We start from the raw sequence: 24,172 nt of genomic DNA on the forward strand, positions 1-24,172 counted from the left end.
GCCGGCTTCCATAACCTGAGTGCCTTTACGTGAACACAGTAACCACTGACCCGGCTGGCGAAGCCGTGCCCGACTGTCCTTTACGCCCCGCCCGGATGCGGGCCGCGCTGCCACTGACCATGGCGTTGCTGTCGGCCGATGCCTGGGGCGACGCCTTCGACGCGCAAACCCTGCACCAGCGCGGTATCGACCCGGAACTGGCCTACCTGTTGCTGGACGCACCGCGCTACACCAGCGGCCGCCACGCCGTGAGCCTGACGGTGAACGGCCAGCGCCGTGGCCGCCTTGATGTTCAGTTCGACAGCCAGGGGGCGCTGTGCTTTGACCGCCCGCTGCTGGACGCCGCCGACCTGGTGATACCCGCGCCGCTGGGCGACAGCACCTGCCATGACTTCCTCGGCGAATACCCGCAAACCGTGGTGGAGCAAGACCCCGCCAGCCTGAGCGTGAGCCTGATGGTGCCCACCGATGCCCTGCGCCCGCGCCAACGTGAGCTGTCCGGTTATGAAACCGGAGGGTTCGCCGGCTTGCTCAACTACGACCTCACCGGTTTGTACAACCGTTATGGCGACGACGCCAGCCGCTTCGGCTCGGCCAATACCGAGCTGGGCTTCAACGCCGGCGACTGGATCGTGCGCAGCCGCCAGGTACAGACCTGGCAAGACTCCCGGTCCCGCAGTACCCACCTGGAAGCCTATGCCCAGCGCACCTTCGCCGAGCAGCAGGCGGTGTTGCAGGCCGGGCAGATCAACCTCTACAACCCGGTGCTGTCGTCCGCGCAGATCACCGGCATGCAGCTGTTTACCGAACAGGCCCTGCAGGACCAGGAACAGGGCTCGACCATCAGCGGCATCGCCAACAGCCCGGCCCAGGTCGAGGTGCGCCAGAACGGCGCGCTGATTCACTCCACGGTGGTGCCGGCCGGGCCGTTCTCGCTGACCGACGTGAGGCGCCTGAACACACGCTCGGACGTTGAAGTGACGGTCAAGGAAAGCACCGGCGAAGAGCGGCGCTTCACGGTGCCGGCGGCGATGCTCGGCATCGGCTTGCCAGCCCCGGGTTACTCGTTGGGGGCGGGCCGGGTGCGCAATATCGGCGCTACACGGGGCGACGATCCATGGGTAATCAGCGGCGGCTGGAGCGGTGCGTTGAACCCGCGCCTGAGCCTGGGGGCCGGCGCGCTTGCCGCCGAAGACTACCGTGCCACGGGTGCCAGCCTCGGCCTGTTGCCGTGGCCAGACGGCCAGGTACAACTGTCGACCCAGATTGCCGATGCCCAACGCCTGGGTGAACGCGGCGTACAGACCGACCTGAGCCTGTCCCAGCGCCTGGGCCGACAATGGTCGATCACCGCCGGCGCCTCCCACCGCACCATGGGCTACCGGGAGCTGGAAGACGCCGCCTACTACGACTCACGGGACGACGAAGGTCGCCTCACCCGCTATCGCGACCAGCAGAGCCTGGCCCTGGGCTGGGCCCATCCATGGCTGGGTGCCTTCAATGCCGGCCTGTCGCGCACCACCACGTTCAACGGCGAAAACAGCAGCCGTGCCCTGGCCTCATGGGGCACCAGCGTGCGCGGCGTGTCGCTGTCGGCCAGTGCCGAGTGGCAGGTCAGCGGCCGGCAGAATAACGAGAACGCGGTGTACCTGAACCTGAGCGTGCCACTGGGTGAGAACCGGCGTGGGCGCTCCTGGGTGCGCAACTCCGGTGGCGAGCATCGCATCGGCCTGGGGGTGAACGAGCAGGTCAACGATCAACTCAGTTACCGGGTCAGCGCCGAGCACGACAGCCGCGACCAACAAGTGGAATCCACCCTCGGCGTGTCCTATCTGCCGCGCTATGCACAACTGGACATGAACTACAGCCGCTCTGACGCCGAGCGCTCCAGCTACCAGGGCGGTGTGCGCGGTGCAGTGGTGGCCCACAGCGGTGGCGTGACCTTCTCGCCTTATCCGGTGCGCGAGACCTTTGCGCTGGTGTCTGTCGGCGATATGGCCGGGGTCAAGCTCACCACGCCCAGCGGCCCGGTGTGGACCGACTTCCAGGGCCAGGCCGTGGTACCGCAGGTGTCCGCCTACGGGCGCAGCCCCGTGGAAGTGCAAACCCAGTCGCTGCCGCGCAACGCCGATATCAGCAACGGCCTGGCCGTCATCAGCGCCGGGCGCGGTGCGGTCGACCGCGTGGAATTCGGCGTGGCCCTGACCCGTCGTGCCTTGCTCACAGTGACCACCGACCACGGCACGCCGCTGCCCCGTGGCGCCACGGTGAGTACCGTCGATGGCGAGTTCGTGACCCTGGTGCAGGAAGGCGGCCAGGTGTTCCTGCCGAACGTACTGGACCCACGCCCCCTGTGGGTCAAGGCACCGGGCATGAGCCGCTGTGAACTGCAGGTTGAACTCGCGGAAAAAGCCGACCCGCAGGTGTATTTCGAAACCGCCCCGGCCCGCTGTGTGATGCCATGAGGAAGACTGTGATGAAGCGATTGTTACTGCTGGGATTGGCCCTGGGCGCCATCGTCCAGGGCCGGGCGCACGCCGACGAATGCCAACTGACCCTAAGCCAGTCGCGCCTGGATTTCGGCGTGATGAACCGCGCCGTGCAGCGCAACCCCGGCGCAGAAATCCTGCTGGGAGAACGCCGCCTGAGCCTCAACCTGAACTGCCCGACGCCCACCGATATGCACGTGTTCTACCGAGCCCTGGCCGCGACCGCCGAGCGCTACCGCTTTACCGAGCGTGGCAGTTACCGCGTGCACATCGGCGATGCGGTACTCGACGGCCAGGCTGTTGAACTGGGGTTGACCAGCGGGCAAGGCCAGGCGCCCAGTGCCAGGGGCAGGACACTCGACTGGCGGCCCGACCAGGCCATCGTACCGTTGCGCGACGGTGCGCCGACCACCGGCAGCAGCTTCTCGGCGCAATTGCTGGTCAATGCCTGGGCGCAGGCCGACGCCCTGCAAGTGCGCGACGCGGTGACCTGGGAAGCCAGCGGCTTGATCGACGCCGTCGCCAGCGGCCGCGCACGGGAGTTGTCGCTGCAAGCCGGCTTCGCTCCGGCGGCCTGCGAGACCACGCTGTCCAACGGCGGCATCATCGACTTTGGCCGTATGTGGTCCAGGAGCCTTAACACCGACAAGGAAACCGGGCTGGTCTCCCGCAGCCTGCTGCTGAGTATCGGCTGCGACGGCCCGACTCATTTCGCCTTGCGCATGCATGACAACCGCAAAGGCTCGGCCACCGGCGGCATCGACGAAACCGCCTACGGCCTGGGAGTGGACGACAGCCGTAATAAAATCGGCCGGTACTTCCTCTATTTCGACCCCTTCGACCTGCGCGCCGATGCCCTGCCCCAGGTATATCGCACCGACTCCACCACTGGCGGCGTGGCCTGGAGCAGTTCCAGCGCCTACCCCATTCCCATCGGCAGCAGCAGTTTGCTCGGCTTTACCGCTCTACCCGGCAGCAATGCCGGCCCGACCGCGATCCAGAACCTGAGTGGGCAGATCAGCGTGCGCGCCGTCCTGTCCCCCATGAACAGCCTGGACCTGCGTACGGAAGTACTGCTCGACGGTTCGGGCACGATTGAAATCATCTACCTCTGATCAAGGAGTATGGTCATGCACCTACGCCAGCTTTCTCTCGCAACACTTGCCCTGCTGACCCTCAGCAGCGGTGCCACGGCAGCCTCCAGTGTCGAACTCGGCGTCACCGGCTTGCTCACTCCCAGTGCCTGTACACCGGCGCTGTCGAGCAACGGGCTGATCGACTACGGCAAGATTTCCCAACAGGAGTTGAACATTGATCGCGGCAAACGCCTGCCGGTGCGCTACCTGAGCGTGACCATCAACTGCGAGGCAGCGACTCGCTACGCCCTGCGCATGAGCGACAACCGCGACGGCACCGCCAACGTCAACAGCGAAATCTACTACGGGCTGGGACTGGACCCGAGCGGCAACAAGATCGGGCTGTACTCCCTGACCTTCGACCCCAAACAGACGGTGATCGACAGCCTGCCGGAGGTTTACGGCACCGAGTCCACCAGCGGCGGGATCGCCTGGCGCACCGCCAACAGCAACCCGATCGACATCGGTTCGCGCAGCTTTCTCGGCTTTACCGACACCGTCGGCAGCACCAGCGGGCCGACGGCCTTCCAGACGCTGAGCAGCCTGGTCAGGGTCGATACGGTGATCGCTGCCAAGAACAATCTCGACCTCAGCAGCGACGTGCATATCGATGGTTCCAGCACTATGGAAGTGCTGTACCTCTAGACCTTTTCGCTGGTCACGCCGACATACCGCGCACGCCCGGCGCCCAACCCCGCGATGATCGCGCCCAGGCCGATCACCGCGAAAATCCAGCCGGTGGCGTTCCAGCCACCGGTCCAGTCATGCACCAGCCCGACCGCGAACGGCCCCATGGACGCCAGGGTGTAGCCGATGCCCTGGGCCATGCTCGACAGGTTGGCGGCTACATGGGCGTCCCGTGAACGCAGCACGATCAAGGTCAGCGCCAGGCTGAAAGTGCCACCCTGGCCCAGGCCCAGCAATATCGCCCAGCCCCACAAACCGTCCAGCGGTGCATACAGGCAACCGAACAGGCCGCCCAGGGTCAGCACCATCACCACCACGATGGCCAGGCGCTGGTCCTTGCCGCGGGTGGCCAGCCAGGGCGCAGCCAGGGAACTGGCCAGTTGCACAATCACCGAACCGGAAAGCACCAGGCCCGCCTGGGTGGCGCTCAGGCCACGGCCGATCAGGATCGACGGCAGCCAGCCAAACACAATGTACGCCAGGGAGGATTGCAGGCCCATGTACAGGGTCACCTGCCAGGCCAGCGGATCACGCAACAAGCCCTTCACGCGATAGGCCACCTGGTGCGCGCCGTGTTTCTGGCCGACCTGTGGCAACCAGAACAACGCCGCGACCAACGCCGGGAGAATCCAGAACCCCAGGCCGATGTTCCAGCTGTCGCCGAAGTAATGACTCAGGGGCACCGTGGATCCCGCCGCCAGCGCTGCACCCAGGCACAGGGCCATGGTGTACACGCCAGTCATGGTGCCGGCCTGTTTGGCGAAATCGCGCTTGACGATACCGGGCAACAGCACCCCGATGATGCCGATACTCGCGCCCGCCAGCAGGCTGCCGGCGAACAGCCCGGCCTCACCGAATGAACTGCGCAGGATGATGCCGCCGGCCAGGGTCAGCAGAATGCCCAGCACCACCCGCTCGGCGCCAAAACGTCGGGCCAGGATCGGAGCCAGTGGCGCGAACAGGCCCAGGCACAACACGGGCAACGTCGTCAGCAACCCGGCCTTGGCCGCCGAGAGACCCAGGCTGTGGGAGACCTCAGCGAGCAGCGGCGCCATGCTCGACAACGCCGGGCGCAGGTTCAGCGCCACCAGGATCAGGCCCAACAGCAACAACCACGGACGGCTTACCACCGGCGGGCTGTGCTGGACCTCATCGTCATCGGCTTCGGCGTCGATCAGCAGTTCATCAAGGGCATTTTCTGAACGGGGCATGGTGGTCTCGGGTTCAAGGTTCATTGATCAACTGCCGGGACAGGGCCTTGGCGCGTTCCGGGTCCTGTTGCTCCACGGCATCGAGCAAGGCGCCGTGCAGGTCGAATACCGCTTGCCGGCGCGGCTGGATATTCAGGGTCTGGCGCAGTTGCGCGCCGACAATGCTCGAGAAGTACTGATACAGCTCGCTCAAGGCCGGGTTGTGGGCCGCGTCCACCAGGCGTTTGTGGAACACCAGGTCGCAGCTGATGTAGTGCTCAAGATCACCGTGGTAATGGTCGCCGCTGGCGTTGAGGGCCGCGCGCAAAGCGACCAGGTCTTCATCGGTGCGGCGCAACGCGGCCAAGCCGACTGCCTCGACTTCAAGAATCTGCCGCGTCTCCTGCGCCTGAGCCAGGGTGCAGTGGGACAAGGCTTTCATCGCGCCCAGCGGGTCGGTCATGGAGCGCAAATAGCTGCCGTCGCCCTGGCGGATCTCGATCAACCCGGAGAATGCCAATACGCGCATGGCTTCACGCACGGTGTTGCGGCTGATCCCCAACTCGGCAGACAACTCGGGCTCGGTGGGCAGGCGTTCGCCGATGGCCCATACGCCTTGGGTGATGCGCTGGCGCAACTGTTCGAGGGCTTGATCGACGAGGGAGCGTTTGATCAGGGGGGCGATGTCTGTCATGGGTTTCGTCCTTTCATCCAATCATAGGATGAATTTTCCCACAGCCTATTCGGAGTTGCCTACAAAGGCAACGCACTAGGGTTCTTGGGCAGGCAAAGGAGCAGTATTTTCGATTGGTAAAATTACCCTCAGAGGGTAATTATTGGACTCAGGTGTCTTATGGAAAAGTACACACCTCATTACGATCTGGCGGTGATAAAGGCGGATGTCAGGCGGCTTGGAAAGCAAGCATTTACTCAAAGCGCACGCCGTTGCGGCGAGGATCTTGATTTAAGCATCGAACAAATGCAGGCAGTCATTTTCGAGTTGAAAAACACGATGTTGTACAAGTCGATGACCACTCATGACGACCATCGAGTTTGGCAAGATGTGTATCACATTCACTCACATGATCTGGAGATCTACATCAAGGTGACCTACCGCACGGATGGTAAACCTCCGGTGATCTCCTTCAAGGAGAAAAACCCATGAAAACAGAGCAATGCTTCAGCTGCGGCAGGCATGACGGAATGCATCACTTCTCAGGACGTAGCGAAACATCGGAAGTCAAAGGTTTGCATCGCCGTATAGACGATCTGTCTGGATGGGAGTGCCAGGCATGTGGAGAGGTGATCCTGGACCCCGAAGACGCGGAACGCTATTCAGACCACTGCGATGAAATCGTTCACAGTTTCAGGCAGATGGTCGGCACCGAGATGAAGCGCATACGCCGCAAACTGCACCTTTCACAAAAAGAAACGGTACAACTGCTATCGGGTGGCGGCCACAACGCCTTATCTCGCTACGAGCGCGGTGAGGTATTGCCCCCCAAATCCCTGGTAGTCCTGATGCGTTTGCTTGAGCGTCACCCCCACTTGCTGGTCGAAGCAAAAATCCTGAGTGAAGGCGCAGATCTTCGCAATTCCGTGCATACGGTACATAAAGAGCACGAGACCCTGACGACAACTTGATTGATGGCAAAAATAAACCCGGCACCAGGCCGGGTTTATTGTTTCAAGCATCACTCATCGATCAATGCAGAATCTGGCTCAAGAACAACTTGGTCCGATCATTCTGCGGGTTGTCGAAGAAGTCATTCGGCGCCGCCTGTTCAACGATCTCGCCCTTGTCCATGAAGATCACGCGGTTGGCCACGGTGCGCGCGAAGCCCATTTCGTGGGTCACGCAGAGCATGGTCATGCCGTCTTCCGCCAGGCCGATCATGGTGTCCAGTACCTCTTTCACCATTTCCGGATCGAGCGCCGAGGTCGGCTCATCGAACAGCATGATTTTCGGCTTCATGCACAGCGCACGGGCAATCGCCACGCGCTGTTGCTGGCCGCCGGACAACTGCCCCGGAAACTTGTGGGCCTGCTCCGGAATACGCACGCGCTCAAGGTAGTGCATGGCAATTTCTTCAGCCTTGCGCTTGGGCATCTTGCGTACCCACATCGGGGCCAGCGTGCAGTTCTGCAGGATGGTCAGGTGCGGGAACAGGTTGAAGTGCTGGAACACCATGCCGACTTCGCGGCGGATCGCTTCGATCTGCTTGAGGTCGTTGGTCAGTTCCACGCCATCGACCACGATGCGGCCCTGCTGGTGCTCTTCCAGGCGGTTGAGGCAGCGGATGGTGGTGGACTTGCCGGAACCCGACGGGCCGCACAGCACGATACGCTCGCCCTGCTTGACGTTCAGGTTGATGTCTTTCAACACATGGAACTGGCCGTACCACTTGTTGACGCCCTGCATCTGAATAATGCCTTCAGGGCTCACAGGCTGTTTGATCGCTTCACTCATCACAACACTCCTAACGCTTGTGGCCTGTGTCCAGCTTGTGTTCCAAATGAATGGAATAGCGGGACATACCAAAACAGAAAATCCAGAACACCAGGGCGGCGAACACGTAGCCTTCAGTGGCCATGCCCAACCATTTCGGGTCGGCGGCGGCTTGCTTGACGCTGTTGAGCAGGTCGAACAGGCCGATAATGATCACCAGGCTAGTGTCCTTGAACAACGCGATAAACGTGTTGACGATGCCCGGGATCACCATCTTCAGTGCCTGGGGCAAAATCACCAGGCCCATGCTGCGCCAGTAACCCAGGCCCATCGCGGCCGCAGCCTCGTATTGGCCCTTGGGAATCGCCTGCAAGCCACCGCGTACCACTTCGGCCACATAGGCCGACTGGAACAGGATCACGCCGATCAAGGCCCGCAGCAATTTGTCGATGCCCATGCCTTCCGGCAGGAACAGCGGCAACATTACCGACGACATGAACAGCACGGTGATCAACGGCACGCCGCGCCAGAACTCGATGAAGGTCACGCAGACCACACGAATCGCCGGCATGTTCGAACGCCGACCCAACGCCAGCACGATGCCCAGCGGCAAGGCCCCGGCAATGCCGACGGTGGCGATCACCAGGGTCAGCATCAAGCCGCCCCACTGGCTGGTGGCCACGTTGGTCATGCCGAAGATCCCGCCGTGCAGCAGGAAGTAGGCAACGATCGGGTACACCACCAAAAAGCTCAGGCCGTAGACCGCCTTGCGCGTGAAGCGCGAGATGAACAACGGCGCCACACCCACGATGGCCAGCCACACGGTCAGGTCGACACGCCAGCGCAGGTCGCCGGGGTAATAGCCGTACATGAACTGCCCGAAGCGCTGTTGGATAAACACCCAGCAGGCGCCCTCCTTGGTGCAGTCGGCGCGGGTGGTACCGACCCAGTTTGCATCGAGGATCGCCCAGTGCAGGATCGGCGGCACGACCAGGTAGATCAGGTAGAACGCCAGCAATGTCAGCAGGGTGTTGAGCCAGCTGGAAAACAGGTTGGCGCGCATCCATGCCATCGGCCCGAACACTTTGTTCGGTGGCGGCATATCAGGTTTGAAAGTATGCGTACTCATGCAGGTTTCCTCACCGCTCGATCAGCGCAATGCGCTTGTTGTACCAGTTCATCAGCAGGGAAATGCTGATGCTGATCGCCAGGTACACGCTCATGGTGATGGCAATAACCTCGATGGCCTGGCCGGTCTGGTTGAGCACCGTGCCGGCAAACAGCGAAACCATTTCCGGGTAACCGATACCGGCCGCCAGTGACGAGTTTTTCGCCAGGTTCAGGTATTGACTGGTCAGCGGCGGAATGATCACGCGCAGGGCTTGCGGGATGATCACCTTGCGCAGGGTCGGGCCGTTGCGCAGCCCGAGGGAACGCGCCGCTTCGGTCTGGCCGTGGCTGACGGACTTGATGCCTGAACGCACGATCTCGGCGATAAACGCCGCGGTATACACGGTCAGGGCCAGGGTCAGCGCCAGCAACTCGGGAATCAGTACCCAGCCGCCGACGAAGTTGAAGCCTTGCAGCTTGGGCATTTCCCAGTGCAGCGGCGCGCCGAACACCAAAGCGCACAGCGCAGGGATCACCACCAACAGCGCCAGGCCGGCCCAGAACTTGTGGAACGGAACACCGGTGGCTTCAAAGCGTTTATTTGCCCAACGGGCCATCAGCACAATGGCGATGATTGCCACCACGACGCTGATCACAAACGGCCAGAAACCCTCCGCCATCAACGCGGCGGGCATGTTCAGGCCACGGCTGCTGACAAAGAACGTGTCGCCGAAGTTGTGGCTGTTGCGCGGCCCCGGCATCGTCAGGAATACCGCAAAGTACCAGAACAGGATTTGCAGCAGCGGCGGAATGTTGCGGAACACTTCCACATACACCGTGGCCAGCTTGTTGATCATCCAGTTGGGCGACAAGCGCGCCACACCGATGATGAACCCGAGGATGGTCGCCAGGACCACACCGATCACCGTCACCAGCAGGGTGTTGAGCAGACCGATCACAAAGACCCGGGCATAGCTGTCCGATTCGGTGTAGTCGATCAGGTGCTGAGCGATGCCGAAGCCGGCACTGCGCTCAAGAAAGTCGAAACCCGAGGTAATGCCCCGGTGTTGAAGGTTGGTTTGCGTGTTGTTGAACAGGTACCAGCCCAACGAGACCACCGCCACAATCGTGATGATCTGGAATAGCCACGCACGCACTTTTGGATCACTGAAGCTGAGCTTCTGTTTTGGTGCGCCGATTTGATTTTGCATTAAGTGCCCCAGAAATAATGGAACAGAACATCACCCGGCGGTTGGCCCACCGGGTGATAGAACCATCAGCGATCAGCGCACAGGTGGTGCGTATTGAATGCCACCGTTGGTCCACAGAGCGTTCAGGCCACGATCGATTTCCAGAGGCGTGCTCTTGCCGAGGTTTTTCTCGAACACTTCGCCGTAGTTACCGACCTGCTTGACGATCTGTACGACCCAGTCCTTCTTCACTTTCAGGTCTTTGCCGTATTCGCCGTCAGCACCCAGCAGACGGGCAACGTCCGGGTTCTTGGTGGACTTGGCTTCAGCTTCGACGTTTTTGGAGGTGATACCGGCTTCTTCGGCGTTGAGCATGGCGTAGCCAACCCAGCGCACGATGGCCAGCCACTCGTCGTCGCCGTTACGCACGACAGGGCCCAGTGGTTCTTTGGAAATGGTTTCCGGCAATACCACGTAGTCTTTCGGCGAAGCCAGCTTGCTGCGCTGTGCGTAGAGCTGGGACTTGTCGGAGGTCAGTACGTCGCAACGACCGGATTCCAGCGACTTGGCGCTTTCATCGGAGGTGTCGAACGTGATCGGGGTGTACTTCAGGTTGTTGGCGCGGAAGTAGTCGGAGACGTTCAGCTCAGTGGTGGTACCGGCCTGGATGCAAATGGTTGCACCGTCCAGTTCCTTGGCACTTTTCACGCCCAGCTTGTTGTTCACCAGGAAACCAACACCGTCGTAGTAGGTGATGAAGCCCGGGAATTTCAGGCCCATGCCGGCATCGCGGGAGCTGGTCATGGTGGTGTTGCGCGACAGGATGTCGACTTCGCCAGACTGAAGCGCGGTGAAACGCTCCTTGGCATTCAACTGGCTGAATTTGACCTTGGTTGCGTCGCCGAATACGGCAGCGGCAACAGCACGGCACACGTCAGCGTCGATCCCAAGGATCTTGCCGCTGGCGTCCGGCACCGAGAAGCCCGGCAGACCGTCGCTCACGCCACACTGCACAAAGCCTTTCTTCTGCACGGCATCCAGAGTGGCGCCAGCCTGGGCGAAACCACTGACACCCAGTACGGTAGCCGCGGTCACGATGGCCAGGGTGGATTTCAATACCTTCATTCAAACCTCCAGTTTTGCTCTTGTTGTGCCTGCGCTCGAACCCCACCGCACCCTTATGAGGCGACATCGACCCGTGTTGGCTTTTTTTGGGGTCAAACAGCATGAGGTTTTTGCTTTAAGTCCAGTTGCTATCCCACAGGCGCCAGTCACTGATAGTGTTACCGCCTGGGGTGAGCCTTGACATCGGGTTTCACATAGCAAGCCCCGTACCAGACTGATGGCTGAGTCGTTTCAGCCCATGGTCAAGAGCAAAAGATTCAACCTTGCGACATTCTCTTAACAGATCAACCCGTCGCGCACCGTTCCGACGCACTCAATCGGAGCGCACGCACATATATGGAGCAGACATGACCGAACCCTTGATTCTTCAGCCCGCCAAGCCCGCAGACGCCTGCGTAATCTGGTTGCATGGCCTGGGTGCCGATCGCTACGACTTCCTGCCCGTGGCCGAAGCCCTGCAGGAAAAACTCCTGTCGACGCGCTTTGTCCTGCCCCAGGCGCCGACACGCCCGGTGACCATCAACGGCGGCTATGAGATGCCCAGTTGGTACGACATCAAGGCCATGAGCCCGGCGCGTTCCATCAGTGTTGGAGAGCTGGAAGCCTCGGCAAAAATGGTTACCGACCTGATCAAGGAACAAAAAAGCAGCGGGATAGACGCCTCGCGGATTTTCCTTGCCGGTTTTTCCCAGGGTGGCGCCGTGGTGTTCCACACCGCGTTCCTGAAATGGCAGGGTGCTTTGGGTGGCGTGATTGCCCTTTCCACCTACGCTCCCACTTTCGGTGACGAACTCGAATTATCGGCCAGCCAGCAACGGATTCCGGCGCTGTGCCTGCACGGCGAATACGACGACGTGGTGCAGAACGCCATGGGTCGCAGCGCCTATGAGCATTTGAAGTCGCGCGGTGTCACCGTTGCATGGCAGGAATACCCAATGGGCCACGAAGTGTTACCCCAGGAGATACACGATATCGGTGACTGGTTGGCCGCCCGCCTGGGCTGAAAACCACCCATTGTGTAGCCGCATGACCAACGCACTACGCCGCGCCCGATTCTTGCATTACACTGGCCGGCGTACATTCCTTAACCAATTGATGAGATGACCGTGCTCAAAGCACTCAAGAAGATGTTCGGTAAAAGCGAGGCTGAGCAGCTCGCGCCAGGTTCCAGTGCCCCCGCCCACGTTCAAGGCAGCCGCAATGACGGCCAGCAGCCTGGCCGGACCGCACCTGTAGCCTCGCCAAAAAAAGAGCCGGTGACCACACCCGCCACGGTTAACGTCGCTGAAGAGCCAGCCGCCGACCAACCACGCCAGGAGCCACGCCAGGAAAAGCCGCGCCGTGAACGCGCGCCCAAACCTGTGGTTATTCCCTGGAAACTGGAAGACTTCGCCGTCGAACCCCAGGAAGGCAAAACCCGCTTTCATGATTTCAAACTCGCCCCGGAACTGATGCACGCCATCCAGGACCTGGGTTTCCCGTACTGCACGCCGATCCAGGCGCAAGTATTGGGCTTCACCCTCGCCGGCAAAGACGCCATCGGTCGCGCCCAGACCGGTACCGGCAAGACCGCTGCGTTCCTGATCTCGATCATTACGCAGTTGTTGCAGACCCCACCGCCAAAAGAGCGCTACATGGGTGAACCCCGCGCACTGATCATCGCCCCGACCCGGGAGCTGGTGGTACAGATCGCCAAGGACGCCGCCGACCTGACCAAGTACACCGGCCTCAACGTGATGACGTTTGTTGGCGGGATGGACTTCGACAAGCAGCTCAAGCACCTGGAAGCGCGCCACTGCGACATCCTGGTGGCCACGCCGGGGCGCTTGCTGGACTTCAATCAGCGCGGCGACGTGCACCTGGACATGGTCGAAGTGATGGTGCTGGACGAAGCCGACCGCATGCTCGACATGGGTTTCATCCCGCAAGTGCGTCAGATCATTCGCCAGACCCCGCCGAAAAACGAACGCCAGACCCTGCTGTTCTCCGCGACCTTCACCGAAGACGTGATGAACCTGGCCAAGCAGTGGACCACCGATCCGTCCATCGTCGAGATCGAGGCACTCAACGTTGCCAGCGAGAACGTCGAACAGCACATCTATGCCGTGGCCGGTGCCGACAAATACAAGCTGCTCTACAACCTGGTCAACGACAACGGTTGGGAGCGGGTCATGGTGTTTGCCAACCGCAAGGACGAAGTGCGACGCATCGAAGAACGCCTGGTGCGTGATGGCGTGAATGCAGCGCAACTGTCCGGCGACGTGCCGCAGCACAAGCGCATCAAGACCCTGGAAGGTTTCCGCGAAGGTAAGATTCGCGTGCTGGTGGCCACCGACGTGGCCGGGCGCGGGATTCACATCGACGGCATCAGCCACGTAATCAACTTCACCCTTCCGGAAGTGCCGGACGACTACGTGCACCGGATTGGCCGTACCGGCCGTGCCGGTGCTGCGGGCGTGTCCATCAGCTTTGCCGGTGAAGACGATTCGTACCAGTTGCCGTCAATCGAAACCTTGCTGGGCCGCAAGATCAGCTGCGAAACGCCGCCGACGCATCTGTTGCGTCCGGTGGAACGCAAGCGCCCTTAAGCCAAAGGCTCAGGCCGAATTCCATTCGGCCAGGATCGGTTGGCGAACACGCGAGGCCTCCTGCGAAAAGGCCTCATGGAAAGTGAAGCTGCTGCCCGACATATCGACAAGGCGATGGGCCTGAGGCTGGGGTTGCGGCTGCCCCAGTGGCTGCTGCAAGTTCTCGGCATCGCCCCCGATAGGCGCTGCCGGCTGGCGCTTTCTGATCCGACCGTCGACCGAGCGGTACAGATTGACCACGCGCAAGCCAAAACGCGTCACCCCCCAGGCTTGGCTTGGCAGCGTAATGTCATTGAAGAACTTGTAAGAAGCACCGGTCAGCAACTTGCCAGCGGCCTGCAATCCAGCCCTTGCTTGGGAACTCAATAGACTGAAGCTTCGGACCGCCGGGCTTGCGGCGACTTCAACCGCCCGGGAAGCGCCCGTCGCCGCTATGCCTGCGCCCCCTAAACTGGCCGCGACACCCACCGCTGCAAAGGTCAGCGATGCCCAGTTCAGGACGTTGATTTGACTGGAGCGATCCCAGCCCATCTGATTGTCGACCGCCTCAACGCTCAGTGCGGCAATCCCCAACGTCCCACCTACCGAGGCCGCGCCTGAGGCTACCAACAGCGCGCTCTTGCCGGCAATGGTCAGTGCAGCGGCTTGAGCGCCGATGGCAGCGAGCAAGCCCGCGGTTGCAAGCCCAGCGGTGACCACCGACATGCCCAGTGCAACACCGGTCAGTGCCCACCGGGCCCATGTTGGAAAACTGAAGAGGCCGCTGGGGTCCGACCAATTCACCGGGTCACCGCCACAATAGGCGTAGCTGTTGATCCCGCCCTCGTCAAAAGGACTGAGGGGATCAGGAGAGAGAAACACCATCAGTTCGGGGTCATAGGCACGGCGCCCATTACCCAGGTGATAGAGGTTGACCGGTACGTCCAGCCGCTCGCCGTTGTAGGCGGGCAATTGCATTTCCATCATCGTGGGCGACACGTCATCCCGCAACTCGATCCTGGCGTCACCGTAGGGTGCGTAATGCCGGCGCACCTGGTCCGTGATCGGTGCCACCACACCGCGGACGCTGCCAGCGCCGTCAAGAACCAGTAGTTTCTGGTAATTACCACTATCTCGGTAGGCCACCACCTGGTCACCGTCGCGCACGTAACGTGCCCGCATGCTGACCTGCGCCAGCGTGTCGAGCCGATCCCCGGCATAGGCCAGCATCACGGGAGCTTCGTTGCCTCGCGCAGCAAGCACCTGGCGTGCTTCACCGTCGTACTGGTAGCTGTACTTGTCTGTGGCGGTCTGTACAGCAGTGAGCTGGTCAAAACCGTTGTACGTGAAACCGCGACCGAAGGTGCCCTGTTGCAAATTACCGGCGGCGTCATAGCTCAGGGTCAGGTTTCGTACCGGGTTTGTATGGGTCAGGTGCGTCAGGCAGGCAGGGTCCTTACCCTGGAAAAACCGCTCGCTGCGGTCGCTACTGCCATCGATAAACGTTGTCCGCACTTCAGTCATATTATCGAGACCGTCATAACTGAAACGCTGTTCCTTGATCGCCCGATCCAATTTATCCATCGGGTATTGCGTGCCCTCGCACACATAGGATTTGAGTCGCGAATAACCATCGTAAGTGAACGTCTCGCCCGTGACCACGGCGTCATTCGCGTCTTTCAACGTGCGAGTGGCCAGCAGGCCATCGTCGTAATAGGTGCTGACAATGTTCTGCAGTAGCGCACCGTCCTGTTCCAGCTTGCGTTCCGACTCACGCCCCCATGCGTCAAAGGTCACCGAGTCGGTAAGACGCATTTGATAATTGAGGGTTCGCGCCGAAAGGCGGCCCAGACTATCGTAAGTCCGGATCATGCGGACGAAACCGGTGGTGGTCTGTTGGAGGCGTCCGAACTGGTCATATACGAGGTCACTGTGCTGCCCATCCGCCGCGGAGTGCCGCAACAGCCGCCCACCCGGCGAATAACTCGTCAGGCTAGTCAAGGGCTGGCTGCCCAGCGTCTGGACTTCCTTGGCGAGATAGCCGTTCTCGTCGTAACTCATCTCATGCTTGAGCCCGGCGGTGAGTGATTGTCGCATCGCTCCACTGATGGGGTCGTACTCAAGGTCTATCGGTGCATGCCCTGCCATCTTGACGCTCGTTAATGTCTCCAGCTCAGGATCATGACCGTACTCTTGACGATCACCGCGCGGCGAAGTCACCGCCACTGGCGCAACCTGGTTGGGCTTGTACTCCCAGGTCGTGGCTGTTGCGCTGCCGCGCGCCTGGGAAATGACGCGGTCCAGACTGTCGTATTCACGCGTGCCAACCAGCTTGCTGTCTACGGTGAGGGTGCGCACCATTGGCTCGCTGGTGCCAAGCGCATACGTCGTCAACGTCTCACGGGGTGGCGTTCCGTCGGAAGGGGTTTCCAGGCTGCGCACCACACGATCAAAAATGTCATAGGTGTATTCAGTCCGGGTCTTCCTGGCATCGACGCGCTCCGTGCAGCGTCCCAGCCCGTCATAAGTCCGGGTTTCCACCACGATGCGTGCACCGCCAGCGCTCACCCGCTCAACCCGCGCCGGCTGATTGTGTTCGTTGAACCAGGTTTCCAGTTGCGCCCCACCTTGTACCCCCGTCACCCTGCGATTGAGGAGCGGGTCATACTCGTCGATCAGTACCCGACCATCGGGTTGAGTTACCGTCCACGGATTGCCCCAAATGTTATAGGCGTGACTGGTTTTCAACGTACGCGGCCCATCCCCCAGATAATCCAGACGGGTTTGCTTCACGAGCCGCCCAAGTGCGTCGTACCCCCAGTCCCCCAGGAGCCTGTCATTGCCTGCAATACCATCAAGCGATTGTGCAGCAGAGAGCTGGCGTCCCATGCCATCGAAATACGTAAAGAGCACGGTGCCTTGTGCGTCCGTGGTGACCAAATGGGCCATCTTGGCCCCGGCCGAAAAGTGATAGGCATAACGACGTCGGGCCATCTGGAGCGTGGCTGGCGCGGCGGTTTCCGATGTCAGCCGCCCACTGACATCGTACGTCATCGCCAGGCTGCCGACGGCATCACGTGTCATGTCGAGCAGACGCTGATTGGTCAGTGACCACGTGCGCGCGGACTCGAGCCATTGACCAGGCTCACGCCCCTTCAAGCTCCGGACTTCGGTGATCGAGTCGCCATTGAAGGTGCAGGTGAAATCGGAGACCAGAGAGAGTTTGTCGATCGTCGTCGTGGAGCTTTTCAAGCGACCATGCAGGGCGGGGTTGGCGGCCACAGAATGATAGGTATAAGACGTATGGGTGCCCCCTTCAAGGTTGATGGCAAGCGGCATGACGAAGTAGCCGCCCCCCGTTATCGAGACGTCGGTGTGGGAATGTTCAGTGGTCCGAGCCGCAGTGGTCGATCTGGCCGGGAAAAGCTTTTCCAGCTTCAGGTAACGTTGAAAGAGTCCATGGGGGTCGGCAGGGCATCTTCGAGGCTCGCCGGTCACCGGGTAATAAGTGTATTCGGTGCGTACGCCGGAGGCCTCGGTGCGGCTTAGTTCGTTGCCGAAGTCATCGGTGGTAATACTGACCACTTCCGCCCTTGGGGGGTTGCCACCCTGGGGATACAGCTCAAAGGTCTTGGTGATGCGGCTCGGAAGTTGGAGATTGGCGGGCTGATTTGGAAACTGGATGCCCAGAACTTCATTGTAGACAGTCTCGGTTTTGACCTGGCTGCCATTGGCTAGCATTAATTCCTCAGTCATCAGGTGAAAACGATTATAAGTGGCGCGGGTCGACCGCAGGGGCTTGACATTATTATCAACGTAAGTTTCTTCCGCCCAATAAGCGTACTCGCTATCCACCCGATACAAATTATCCTGGCCCTGGCGGAATCCGCCATTCAGAGGATATCCCGTGAAGTTACGGTTGGGACTGTATTTATAAGATCGGACGACAGAGGGCTGCCCGCGCCCAGGATTTTGCTCCCAGTGGGTGACGACCGGAATATACAAACGGGCATCGTATTGAAGCCCATTGGGGTTATACCGAATTATCTCTTGCCCCCCCATGGGTGTCATAACCTGCGAAATAGCCACCATTGCGTCAGGCAACCTGAGGTACTGAAACGAATAGGCCTCACTTGCGACTGGCCCGGCCAGGTCATAAGGAACCGTGACCTTGGTCAGTTGGTTGTCGATATGAGTATATTCAAATCGCGTACGGGCATAACGATTACCATCAATTAGTGTATCGGCGGTTACCAGCGATCCGGCGGAATACTTCAGCATCAACAGGTCGGTTTCTTTATCGTCAACAATGCTCTGCAATAAGTTATTACCGCCATACCGGAAGCTCAGCCGCTCGCCATTTTCGAACTGGATAGCACTGATCTTATAGGGACCGGGAATGCTGAGGGGACGCAGGATTTCGACAGTGCCATCCTTGTAAATTACGTGCAGCGTATTTTGCGCAACCCGTTTTATGGTGAGGTCCTTCAACTTATGGTCGGTAATAACAGCATTGTCCCCTACGGAGGGCAGCCCTTGGGTTAGATATTGTTCACCGTTGAGTAGCGTAAGCTTGAAGCTGTTCGGGTCAAATTCGGTATTCGACAAGCTCCAGCCTTTACCGTAGCCACTGTTGCGGGTATCCATCATCGAGAACGCCAAGGCAATCTCTCGACTGACCTCTAACGGCCCTTTTGGGCTCAAGACTGCCAAACGAACCAGACACCCATACTGCCCGGTACGCAGGTCAACCGAACCGCCGAGGTGGGCACTGAAATTAAACGCGTTCGAATAGATGTCCATAGGCCCACCGCTTCGCACTTGGAGAGGGGATGAAATGCCTGGAACGTCAGGGTTTTGAAGTGGCGCGCAGCACCATCACATTGTAATTGTCGGTCTCGGTCAGGTAATAGTGATGCGAGCAGCCATAACTATCGACCATTGTCCAAATACTGGCCCCTTGTTGATCGGTGTTGGGGTTATCCAACCAGGCCTTGACTCGCGCAGCACGCATGATGGTATTGCGCTTGTTCGCAGGAATTGGGTCATTTCCCCCTGAAGATTTTTTCAGCAGGCTATTCATTGTGATGTTTCCAACAGTATTACCCCGTATGACACCGCCGATCTGTCTAATACCGTGCCCAATGTCCCGAGTGTAGTAAATATCAAAGTGATCCCCCTGAACAGATGAATCTTTTAATTTTACGGGATCAGTCGGAGGTATATTCTCGACAAATCTCAACCCAAGGGGGGGCGTCCAATAATAAATATCCACATCCACACCCTGCACTGAAAAGGCGTCGGTATCAGCCCAATGATCGAGCCGCTCAGCAGACAATGTATAGGGCTCTTGACACTTAACAGTGACAGATGATTGATAATTAACATTATCTCTCTCCATATTAGTTGTATATGTTTTACGTCCCACCGTAATTTTTGCCATAAACTGCTGATTACCACTTGATCTCAGATCACACCTCAGGTATCGCTTCTCATTTTCGAGCGGACCAATACCGGGCATCGGCTGAATAATAGGGTTAGAAGGGGCTGTAGCCATGCTGGGTTCCTCAAGCACCCCCGACCACCGACCCATGTTAAATTCGTTCCTTTTTGTATCACAATACCATCCGGCCGGAATTGTCGCTTCTGGGTTTGTGGAATACTCAACCACCGTGGCACTTTCAAGCTCCGTCGCCTCAAAGGCTGCCAGCTCCCATATACCTTCAGCGTTTCTCCTCTCCTTTTGGACAATTATATTGACTTGACATTGCTGTTTGCCACCCAGATACACCTCATTATTAACTACATTGCCACCATCGCGAGGGAATTCAATATCAAACGTTTTTAAACGAACATTGGGATCTTCCGCTTTCATTTCCTTCTCCTTATCCAACATAGAGAACAGTTATCATCAACGCCACATCTTGTACCGACCTGATGCAAGTAAGCGCTTTATAGAAGGGACCGCCTACTGTTAGAAATAACAGTTTTTCCGGAATTTTCAGGTCAAAAGGAAATAGCGATTTCCTGCTTTATCGCCAGGCTGAATATAAATGTGAAAGCGGGCTTGTGGAGGAGCAAGCAAGCCTGCACATTTGGTTTCAGCATTTTCAAATCCAGGAGGAACACATGAACCAGGCCGACTACCTCATCATCGGCGGTGGCATCGCCGGCGCATCCGCCGGCTACTGGCTGTCACACCATGCCCGCGTCATCGTGCTGGAACGCGAGTCGATGCCGGGTTACCACTCCACCGGCCGTTCCGCCGCCCTGTACATCGCCGCCTATGGTACGCCCCAGGTCCGCGCGCTGACGCTGGGCAGCCGCGCCTTCTTCGATCAGCCGCCCGCAGGCTTTGCCGAACACCCCTTGCTCACCCCACGGGGCGAATTGCTGGTGGACTTGATTGGCGACCCCGGTGAGTTGCAGCGCCAGTACCTGAGTGCCAAAGCCCTTGTGCCAGAAACGCGACTGCTCGACGTCGAGGAGTCGATGGCCATGATGCCGATCCTGCGCCGGGAAAAAGTCCATGGCGGGATCTACGACCCGACCGTGTGTGACATCGATACCGATGCGCTCTATCAAGGTTACCTGCGCGGCATTCGGCGCAATGGCGGAGAAATCCACACCGACAGTGAGGTGCAGAAACTAACCCGTGACGGTCAGGGACTGTGGCAAGTGCGCACGGCCCAACAACACTTCAGCGCCCCGGTGATCATCAACGCCGCCGGCGCCTGGGCCGACCATATCGGCGAGTTGGCCGGTGCACAGAAAATCGGCCTGCAACCCAAACGTCGCAGCGCGTTCGTCTTCTCTCCACCCGCCGAGCTGAACATCCACGCATGGCCGGAGCTGGCGGCCCTCGACGGTTCGTTCTATATGAAACCCGACGCCGGCATGTTCCTCGGCTCACCGGCCAATGCCGACCCGGTGGAGCCCCACGATGTGCAACCGGAAGAGCTGGACATCGCCACGGGCATCTATCACATCGAGGAAGCCACCACCCTGAGCATCCGCCGGCCTGCGCGGACCTGGGCCGGGCTGCGCAGTTTCGTCAGCGATGGTGATCTGGTCTGCGGGTTCGATCCACAGGTGGAGGGATTATTCTGGATTGCGGCTCAGGGCGGCTACGGGATCCAGACGTCTCCGGCGATGGGCCAGGCCAGTGCGGCGCTGGTGCGCGGCAAGCCTTTGCCGGATGCATTGGCGGCGTTCGGGTTGACCGAAGCGATGCTTTCTCCACACCGGCTGCACGCCTCGACCTGACCTGTGTGGCGGGGGAGCTTGCTGTGGGGAGGGAGCTCCCTCGCCACACGTTATTTCCAGCGGTCAGCGGCTGCGTGATCGCTGTCGCGCCCTTCCACCCAGCGTGGCCCTTCGCTGGTGTTTTCCTTCTTCCAGAACGGAGCGCGCGTCTTCAGGTAGTCCATCACAAAGGCGCAGGCATCGAACGCGGCCTGACGATGGGCGCTGGCCGCCGCAACAAACACGATCGGCTCACCCGGCTCCAGGGCGCCAATGCGATGCAACACTTCCAGCTTGAGCAGCGGCCAGCGTTGCTCGGCCTCCACGGCGATTTTGCCGAGGGCCTTTTCAGTCATGCCCGGGTAGTGTTCGAGGAACATCCCTGCCACATCCAGGCCATCATTGAAGTCGCGCACATAGCCGACAAAACTCACCACCGCGCCTACGCCCACATTGGCCGCATGCATCGCATTGACCTCGGCGCCGGGATCAAACGCCTCGGCCTGCACCCGAATCGCCATGGTCAGCCTCCGGTCACGGGCGGGAAGAATGCCACTTCGTCGCCAGCTTGCAGCGGCTCTTCAAGGTCGCACAGTTCCTGGTTACGAGCGCACATCAGGCTGGCCTCATTGAGCACTGCGAATTCCGGGTCACTGGCCAATGCCTGGCGTACAGCGTCGACCGTCGCGAAGTCACCTTCCATCTCCAGGGAGTCCAGGCCAATCGCTTCGCTGTAGCGCGCAAAAAACAGTACGTTGATGCTCATGCCTGGTCCGCCTTGAAATGCCCGCTCTTGCCGCCGAGTTTCTCCAGCAGCCGAATGGTTTCGATGGTCATGCCACGGTCCACGGCCTTGCACATGTCGTAGATCGTCAGGGCGGCAACACTGGCCGCGGTCAACGCTTCCATCTCCACGCCGGTCTGCCCGGAGAGTTTGCAGCGGGCGACGATGCGCACCGCGTCCAGGCCATCGGCACTGAGCTCGACCTTGACCCCGGTGAGCATCAACGGGTGGCACAGGGGAATCAGATCACTGGTTTTTTTTGCGGCCTGGATCCCGGCGATACGGGCCACGGCAAACACGTCGCCCTTGGGGTGGGCGCCGTCGACAATCATTTTCAGGGTCTCGGGCAACATGCGCACCCGCGCTTCGGCCACGGCTTCACGGAACGTCACGGCTTTTTCAGTGACGTCGACCATGTGGGCGCGACCTTGGGAATCGAGATGAGTCAGCACAGGGATACTCCTGATCAGGAGCTCCGATTGTAAACCCAACGCCGATCAAATGTGGGAGCTGGCTTTTGTGGGAGTCGGGCTTGCCCGCGATGCAGGCACCTCGGTATGTCAGTTACACCGAGGTGATGCTATCGCAGGCAAGCCAGCTCCCACATTGACCGTGGTTACAGGTGAGATTCGGCGTATTCGGCCAGAATCGAACGAGGGACACCTTGCAAGGCGATGTGCACGCCGTTCGGGAAGTCCTTGAAGCGTTCCGTCAGGTAAGTCAGCCCGGAGCTGGTCGCGGACAGGTAAGGGGTGTCGATCTGTGCCAGGTTGCCCAGGCACACCACTTTGGAACCGGCGCCGGCACGGGTGATGATGGTTTTCATCTGGTGCGGCGTGAGGTTCTGGCATTCATCGATCAAAATCAGGCTCTGCTGGAAGCTGCGACCTCGAATGTAGTTGAGGGATTTGAACTGCAACGGCACTTTGCTGAGGATGTAGTCGACGCTGCCATGGGTGTTTTCGTCATCCATGTGCAAGGCTTCGAGGTTGTCGGTGATCGCCCCCAGCCACGGCTCCATTTTTTCCGCTTCGGTGCCGGGCAGGAAACCGATTTCCTGGTCCAGGCCCTGCACGCTGCGGGTGGCGATGATGCGGCGATAGCGTTTGGTAACCATGGTCTGTTCGATGGCGGCAGCCAGGGCGAGGATGGTTTTCCCCGAACCTGCGGCGCCGGTCAGGTTGACCAGGTGGATGTCCGGATCAAGCAAGGCATACAGCGCCAGGCTCTGGTAGATATCACGCGGTTTCAGGCCCCAGGCTTCCTGGTGCAACAGGGGTTCCTGATGCAGGTCGAGGATCAGCAGCTTGTCGACCTGGATCTCTTTGATCCAGCCCACAAAACCCTGTTCGTCGATGATGAATTCGTTGATGTGCACAGCCGGCAGGTTGTCGATCAGCTGTACCTGGTGCCAGGTGCGGCCATGGTCCTGACGGGTTTCGACCTTGCTGACGCGATCCCAGAACGAGCCGGTCATGGTGTGATAACCACGAGACAGCATTGACACGTCGTCAACCAGTTGGTCGGTACTGTAGTCCTCGGCAGCGATCCCACACGCTCGTGCCTTGAGGCGCATATTGATGTCTTTGGTCACCAGCACCAGGCGCAGGTCCTTGTCGCGTGCGTGCAGGTCGATCAATTGGTTGATGATTTTGTTGTCGTTCAGATTCTCCGGCAGCAAGCTGTTGGGCTCGCTGCGCTTGTTCATCAGAATCGACAGCAAGCCCTTGGGCCCGCCTTTGCCACGCTGGATCGGTACGCCCACCTCGACGTCGTCGGGGGAGGCTTCGCCGAGGGTCTTGTCGATCAGGCGGATGGCCTGGCGGCATTCGGCGGCAACGCTGTGGTGCCCGCTTTTGAGTTTGTCGAGCTCCTCAAGCACGATCATCGGGATGGCGACGTGGTGTTCTTCGAAGTTGAGCAGTGCGTTTGGATCGTGAATCAGTACATTGGTATCAAGCACATAAAGGATTGGCTGGTCGGAAGAAGGGTTACGTCCATGATCATCCATACTCGGTCACCTTTGTGGGAGCCAGTCGACGCAATACCGCGACAGTGCTGCGCCTCGATTCGACCGTCGAACGCACTTGAGGGGCGTCAAGTGCGGTGCACACAAGAGGTGTCTTGGAAGACGCCACCTGTGTTGCAGGTTTCGGCTGTCTGTCTTCGTAATACCGCAAAACACATGACAGGAAAAAGC

The 24,172-nt window shown here is 59.8% G+C and carries 20 protein-coding genes; 8 read left to right on the top strand and 12 right to left on the bottom strand.

The window, feature by feature from the left end; genetic code table 11:
* Positions 1-95 precede the first annotated feature (95 nt).
* The 3 genes from C0058_RS26765 to C0058_RS26775 are packed head-to-tail and all read left to right on the top strand — an operon-like array spanning position 96 to position 4,270.
* The gene (locus C0058_RS26765; protein WP_102369866.1) at positions 96-2,465 is read left to right on the top strand and encodes a fimbria/pilus outer membrane usher protein; all 2,370 of its coding nucleotides are present in this window, start codon (positions 96-98) and stop codon (positions 2,463-2,465) included.
* An 11-nt stretch (positions 2,466-2,476) separates the two neighbouring features.
* Positions 2,477-3,604, top strand: a complete 1,128-nt coding sequence (locus C0058_RS26770; protein ID WP_102369867.1) for a DUF1120 domain-containing protein — start codon at positions 2,477-2,479, stop codon at positions 3,602-3,604.
* Positions 3,605-3,619: 15 nt separating this feature from the next.
* On the top strand, positions 3,620-4,270 hold the full coding sequence (locus C0058_RS26775) for a DUF1120 domain-containing protein (protein WP_102369868.1): 651 nt from the start codon (positions 3,620-3,622) through the stop codon (positions 4,268-4,270).
* On the opposite strand, the gene C0058_RS26780 is transcribed toward C0058_RS26775, so the two are convergent.
* The gene (locus tag C0058_RS26780; RefSeq protein ID WP_087692825.1) at positions 4,267-5,547 is read right to left on the bottom strand and encodes a CynX/NimT family MFS transporter; all 1,281 of its coding nucleotides are present in this window, start codon (positions 5,545-5,547) and stop codon (positions 4,267-4,269) included. The genes C0058_RS26775 and C0058_RS26780 overlap by 4 nt on opposite strands.
* On the bottom strand, positions 5,537-6,196 hold the full coding sequence (locus C0058_RS26785; protein WP_003216331.1) for a FadR/GntR family transcriptional regulator: 660 nt from the start codon (positions 6,194-6,196) through the stop codon (positions 5,537-5,539). The genes C0058_RS26780 and C0058_RS26785 overlap by 11 nt, the downstream gene beginning before the upstream one ends.
* Before the next feature lie 159 nt (positions 6,197-6,355).
* On the opposite strand from C0058_RS26785, the gene C0058_RS26790 reads away from it, so the two are divergent.
* Positions 6,356-6,667: a type II toxin-antitoxin system MqsR family toxin gene (locus tag C0058_RS26790; protein ID WP_003216329.1), complete on the top strand. Its 312-nt coding sequence runs from the start codon at positions 6,356-6,358 to the stop codon at positions 6,665-6,667.
* A complete protein-coding gene (locus C0058_RS26795) occupies positions 6,664-7,146 on the top strand; it encodes a type II toxin-antitoxin system MqsA family antitoxin (RefSeq protein ID WP_003216327.1) in 483 nt (160 codons plus the stop codon). Before C0058_RS26790 ends, C0058_RS26795 begins: the two co-directional genes overlap by 4 nt.
* A 61-nt stretch (positions 7,147-7,207) precedes the next feature.
* On the opposite strand, the gene C0058_RS26800 is transcribed toward C0058_RS26795, so the two are convergent.
* The 4 genes from C0058_RS26800 to C0058_RS26815 form a co-directional block, all read right to left on the bottom strand.
* Positions 7,208-7,972 carry an amino acid ABC transporter ATP-binding protein gene (locus C0058_RS26800; RefSeq protein WP_003171943.1) on the bottom strand — a complete coding sequence of 255 codons (765 nt, stop codon included), beginning with the start codon at positions 7,970-7,972 and terminating at the stop codon, positions 7,208-7,210.
* Between the two features lie 10 nt (positions 7,973-7,982).
* Positions 7,983-9,080, bottom strand: a complete 1,098-nt coding sequence (locus C0058_RS26805) for an amino acid ABC transporter permease (protein ID WP_003216325.1) — start codon at positions 9,078-9,080, stop codon at positions 7,983-7,985.
* Positions 9,081-9,090: 10 nt separating this feature from the next.
* Positions 9,091-10,272, bottom strand: coding sequence for an amino acid ABC transporter permease (locus C0058_RS26810; RefSeq protein WP_003216323.1), 1,182 nt, complete (start codon positions 10,270-10,272; stop codon positions 9,091-9,093).
* Positions 10,273-10,344: 72 nt separating this feature from the next.
* Positions 10,345-11,376 (bottom strand): amino acid ABC transporter substrate-binding protein, encoded by a 1,032-nt coding sequence (locus C0058_RS26815; RefSeq protein ID WP_003216321.1) that lies wholly within the window; start codon positions 11,374-11,376, stop codon positions 10,345-10,347.
* A gap of 347 nt (positions 11,377-11,723) precedes the next feature.
* Between C0058_RS26815 and C0058_RS26820 the strand changes: the two genes are divergently transcribed.
* The gene (locus C0058_RS26820; RefSeq protein WP_102369869.1) at positions 11,724-12,380 is read left to right on the top strand and encodes an alpha/beta hydrolase; all 657 of its coding nucleotides are present in this window, start codon (positions 11,724-11,726) and stop codon (positions 12,378-12,380) included.
* 96 nt (positions 12,381-12,476) lie between these two features.
* On the top strand, positions 12,477-13,964 hold the full coding sequence (rhlB, locus tag C0058_RS26825; protein ID WP_032899430.1) for an ATP-dependent RNA helicase RhlB: 1,488 nt from the start codon (positions 12,477-12,479) through the stop codon (positions 13,962-13,964).
* A gap of 9 nt (positions 13,965-13,973) precedes the next feature.
* On the opposite strand, the gene C0058_RS26830 is transcribed toward rhlB, so the two are convergent.
* A complete protein-coding gene (locus tag C0058_RS26830; protein WP_102369870.1) occupies positions 13,974-18,746 on the bottom strand; it encodes an RHS repeat domain-containing protein in 4,773 nt (1,590 codons plus the stop codon).
* Positions 18,747-18,792: 46 nt separating this feature from the next.
* On the bottom strand, positions 18,793-19,818 hold the full coding sequence (locus C0058_RS26835) for a hypothetical protein (RefSeq protein ID WP_087692829.1): 1,026 nt from the start codon (positions 19,816-19,818) through the stop codon (positions 18,793-18,795).
* A gap of 254 nt (positions 19,819-20,072) precedes the next feature.
* On the opposite strand from C0058_RS26835, the gene C0058_RS26840 reads away from it, so the two are divergent.
* Positions 20,073-21,209: an FAD-binding oxidoreductase gene (locus C0058_RS26840; RefSeq protein WP_102369871.1), complete on the top strand. Its 1,137-nt coding sequence runs from the start codon at positions 20,073-20,075 to the stop codon at positions 21,207-21,209.
* A gap of 50 nt (positions 21,210-21,259) precedes the next feature.
* Here the strand turns inward: C0058_RS26840 and moaE are convergent, their stop codons facing one another.
* From moaE to C0058_RS26860, 4 genes are all read right to left on the bottom strand, one after another.
* Complete coding sequence (moaE, locus tag C0058_RS26845) at positions 21,260-21,709, bottom strand: molybdopterin synthase catalytic subunit MoaE (protein WP_087692831.1); 450 nt, start codon at positions 21,707-21,709, stop codon at positions 21,260-21,262.
* 2 nt (positions 21,710-21,711) lie between these two features.
* Positions 21,712-21,954 (bottom strand): molybdopterin converting factor subunit 1, encoded by a 243-nt coding sequence (moaD, locus tag C0058_RS26850; RefSeq protein WP_102369872.1) that lies wholly within the window; start codon positions 21,952-21,954, stop codon positions 21,712-21,714.
* Positions 21,951-22,424: a cyclic pyranopterin monophosphate synthase MoaC gene (gene moaC / locus C0058_RS26855; protein WP_008435663.1), complete on the bottom strand. Its 474-nt coding sequence runs from the start codon at positions 22,422-22,424 to the stop codon at positions 21,951-21,953. The genes moaD and moaC overlap by 4 nt, the downstream gene beginning before the upstream one ends.
* Positions 22,425-22,588: 164 nt before the next feature.
* Positions 22,589-23,983 (bottom strand): PhoH family protein, encoded by a 1,395-nt coding sequence (locus tag C0058_RS26860; protein ID WP_008435664.1) that lies wholly within the window; start codon positions 23,981-23,983, stop codon positions 22,589-22,591.
* Positions 23,984-24,172: the final 189 nt, after the last annotated feature.

It is taken from the genome of Pseudomonas sp. NC02 (assembly GCF_002874965.1).
GTDB lineage: Bacteria > Pseudomonadota > Gammaproteobacteria > Pseudomonadales > Pseudomonadaceae > Aquipseudomonas.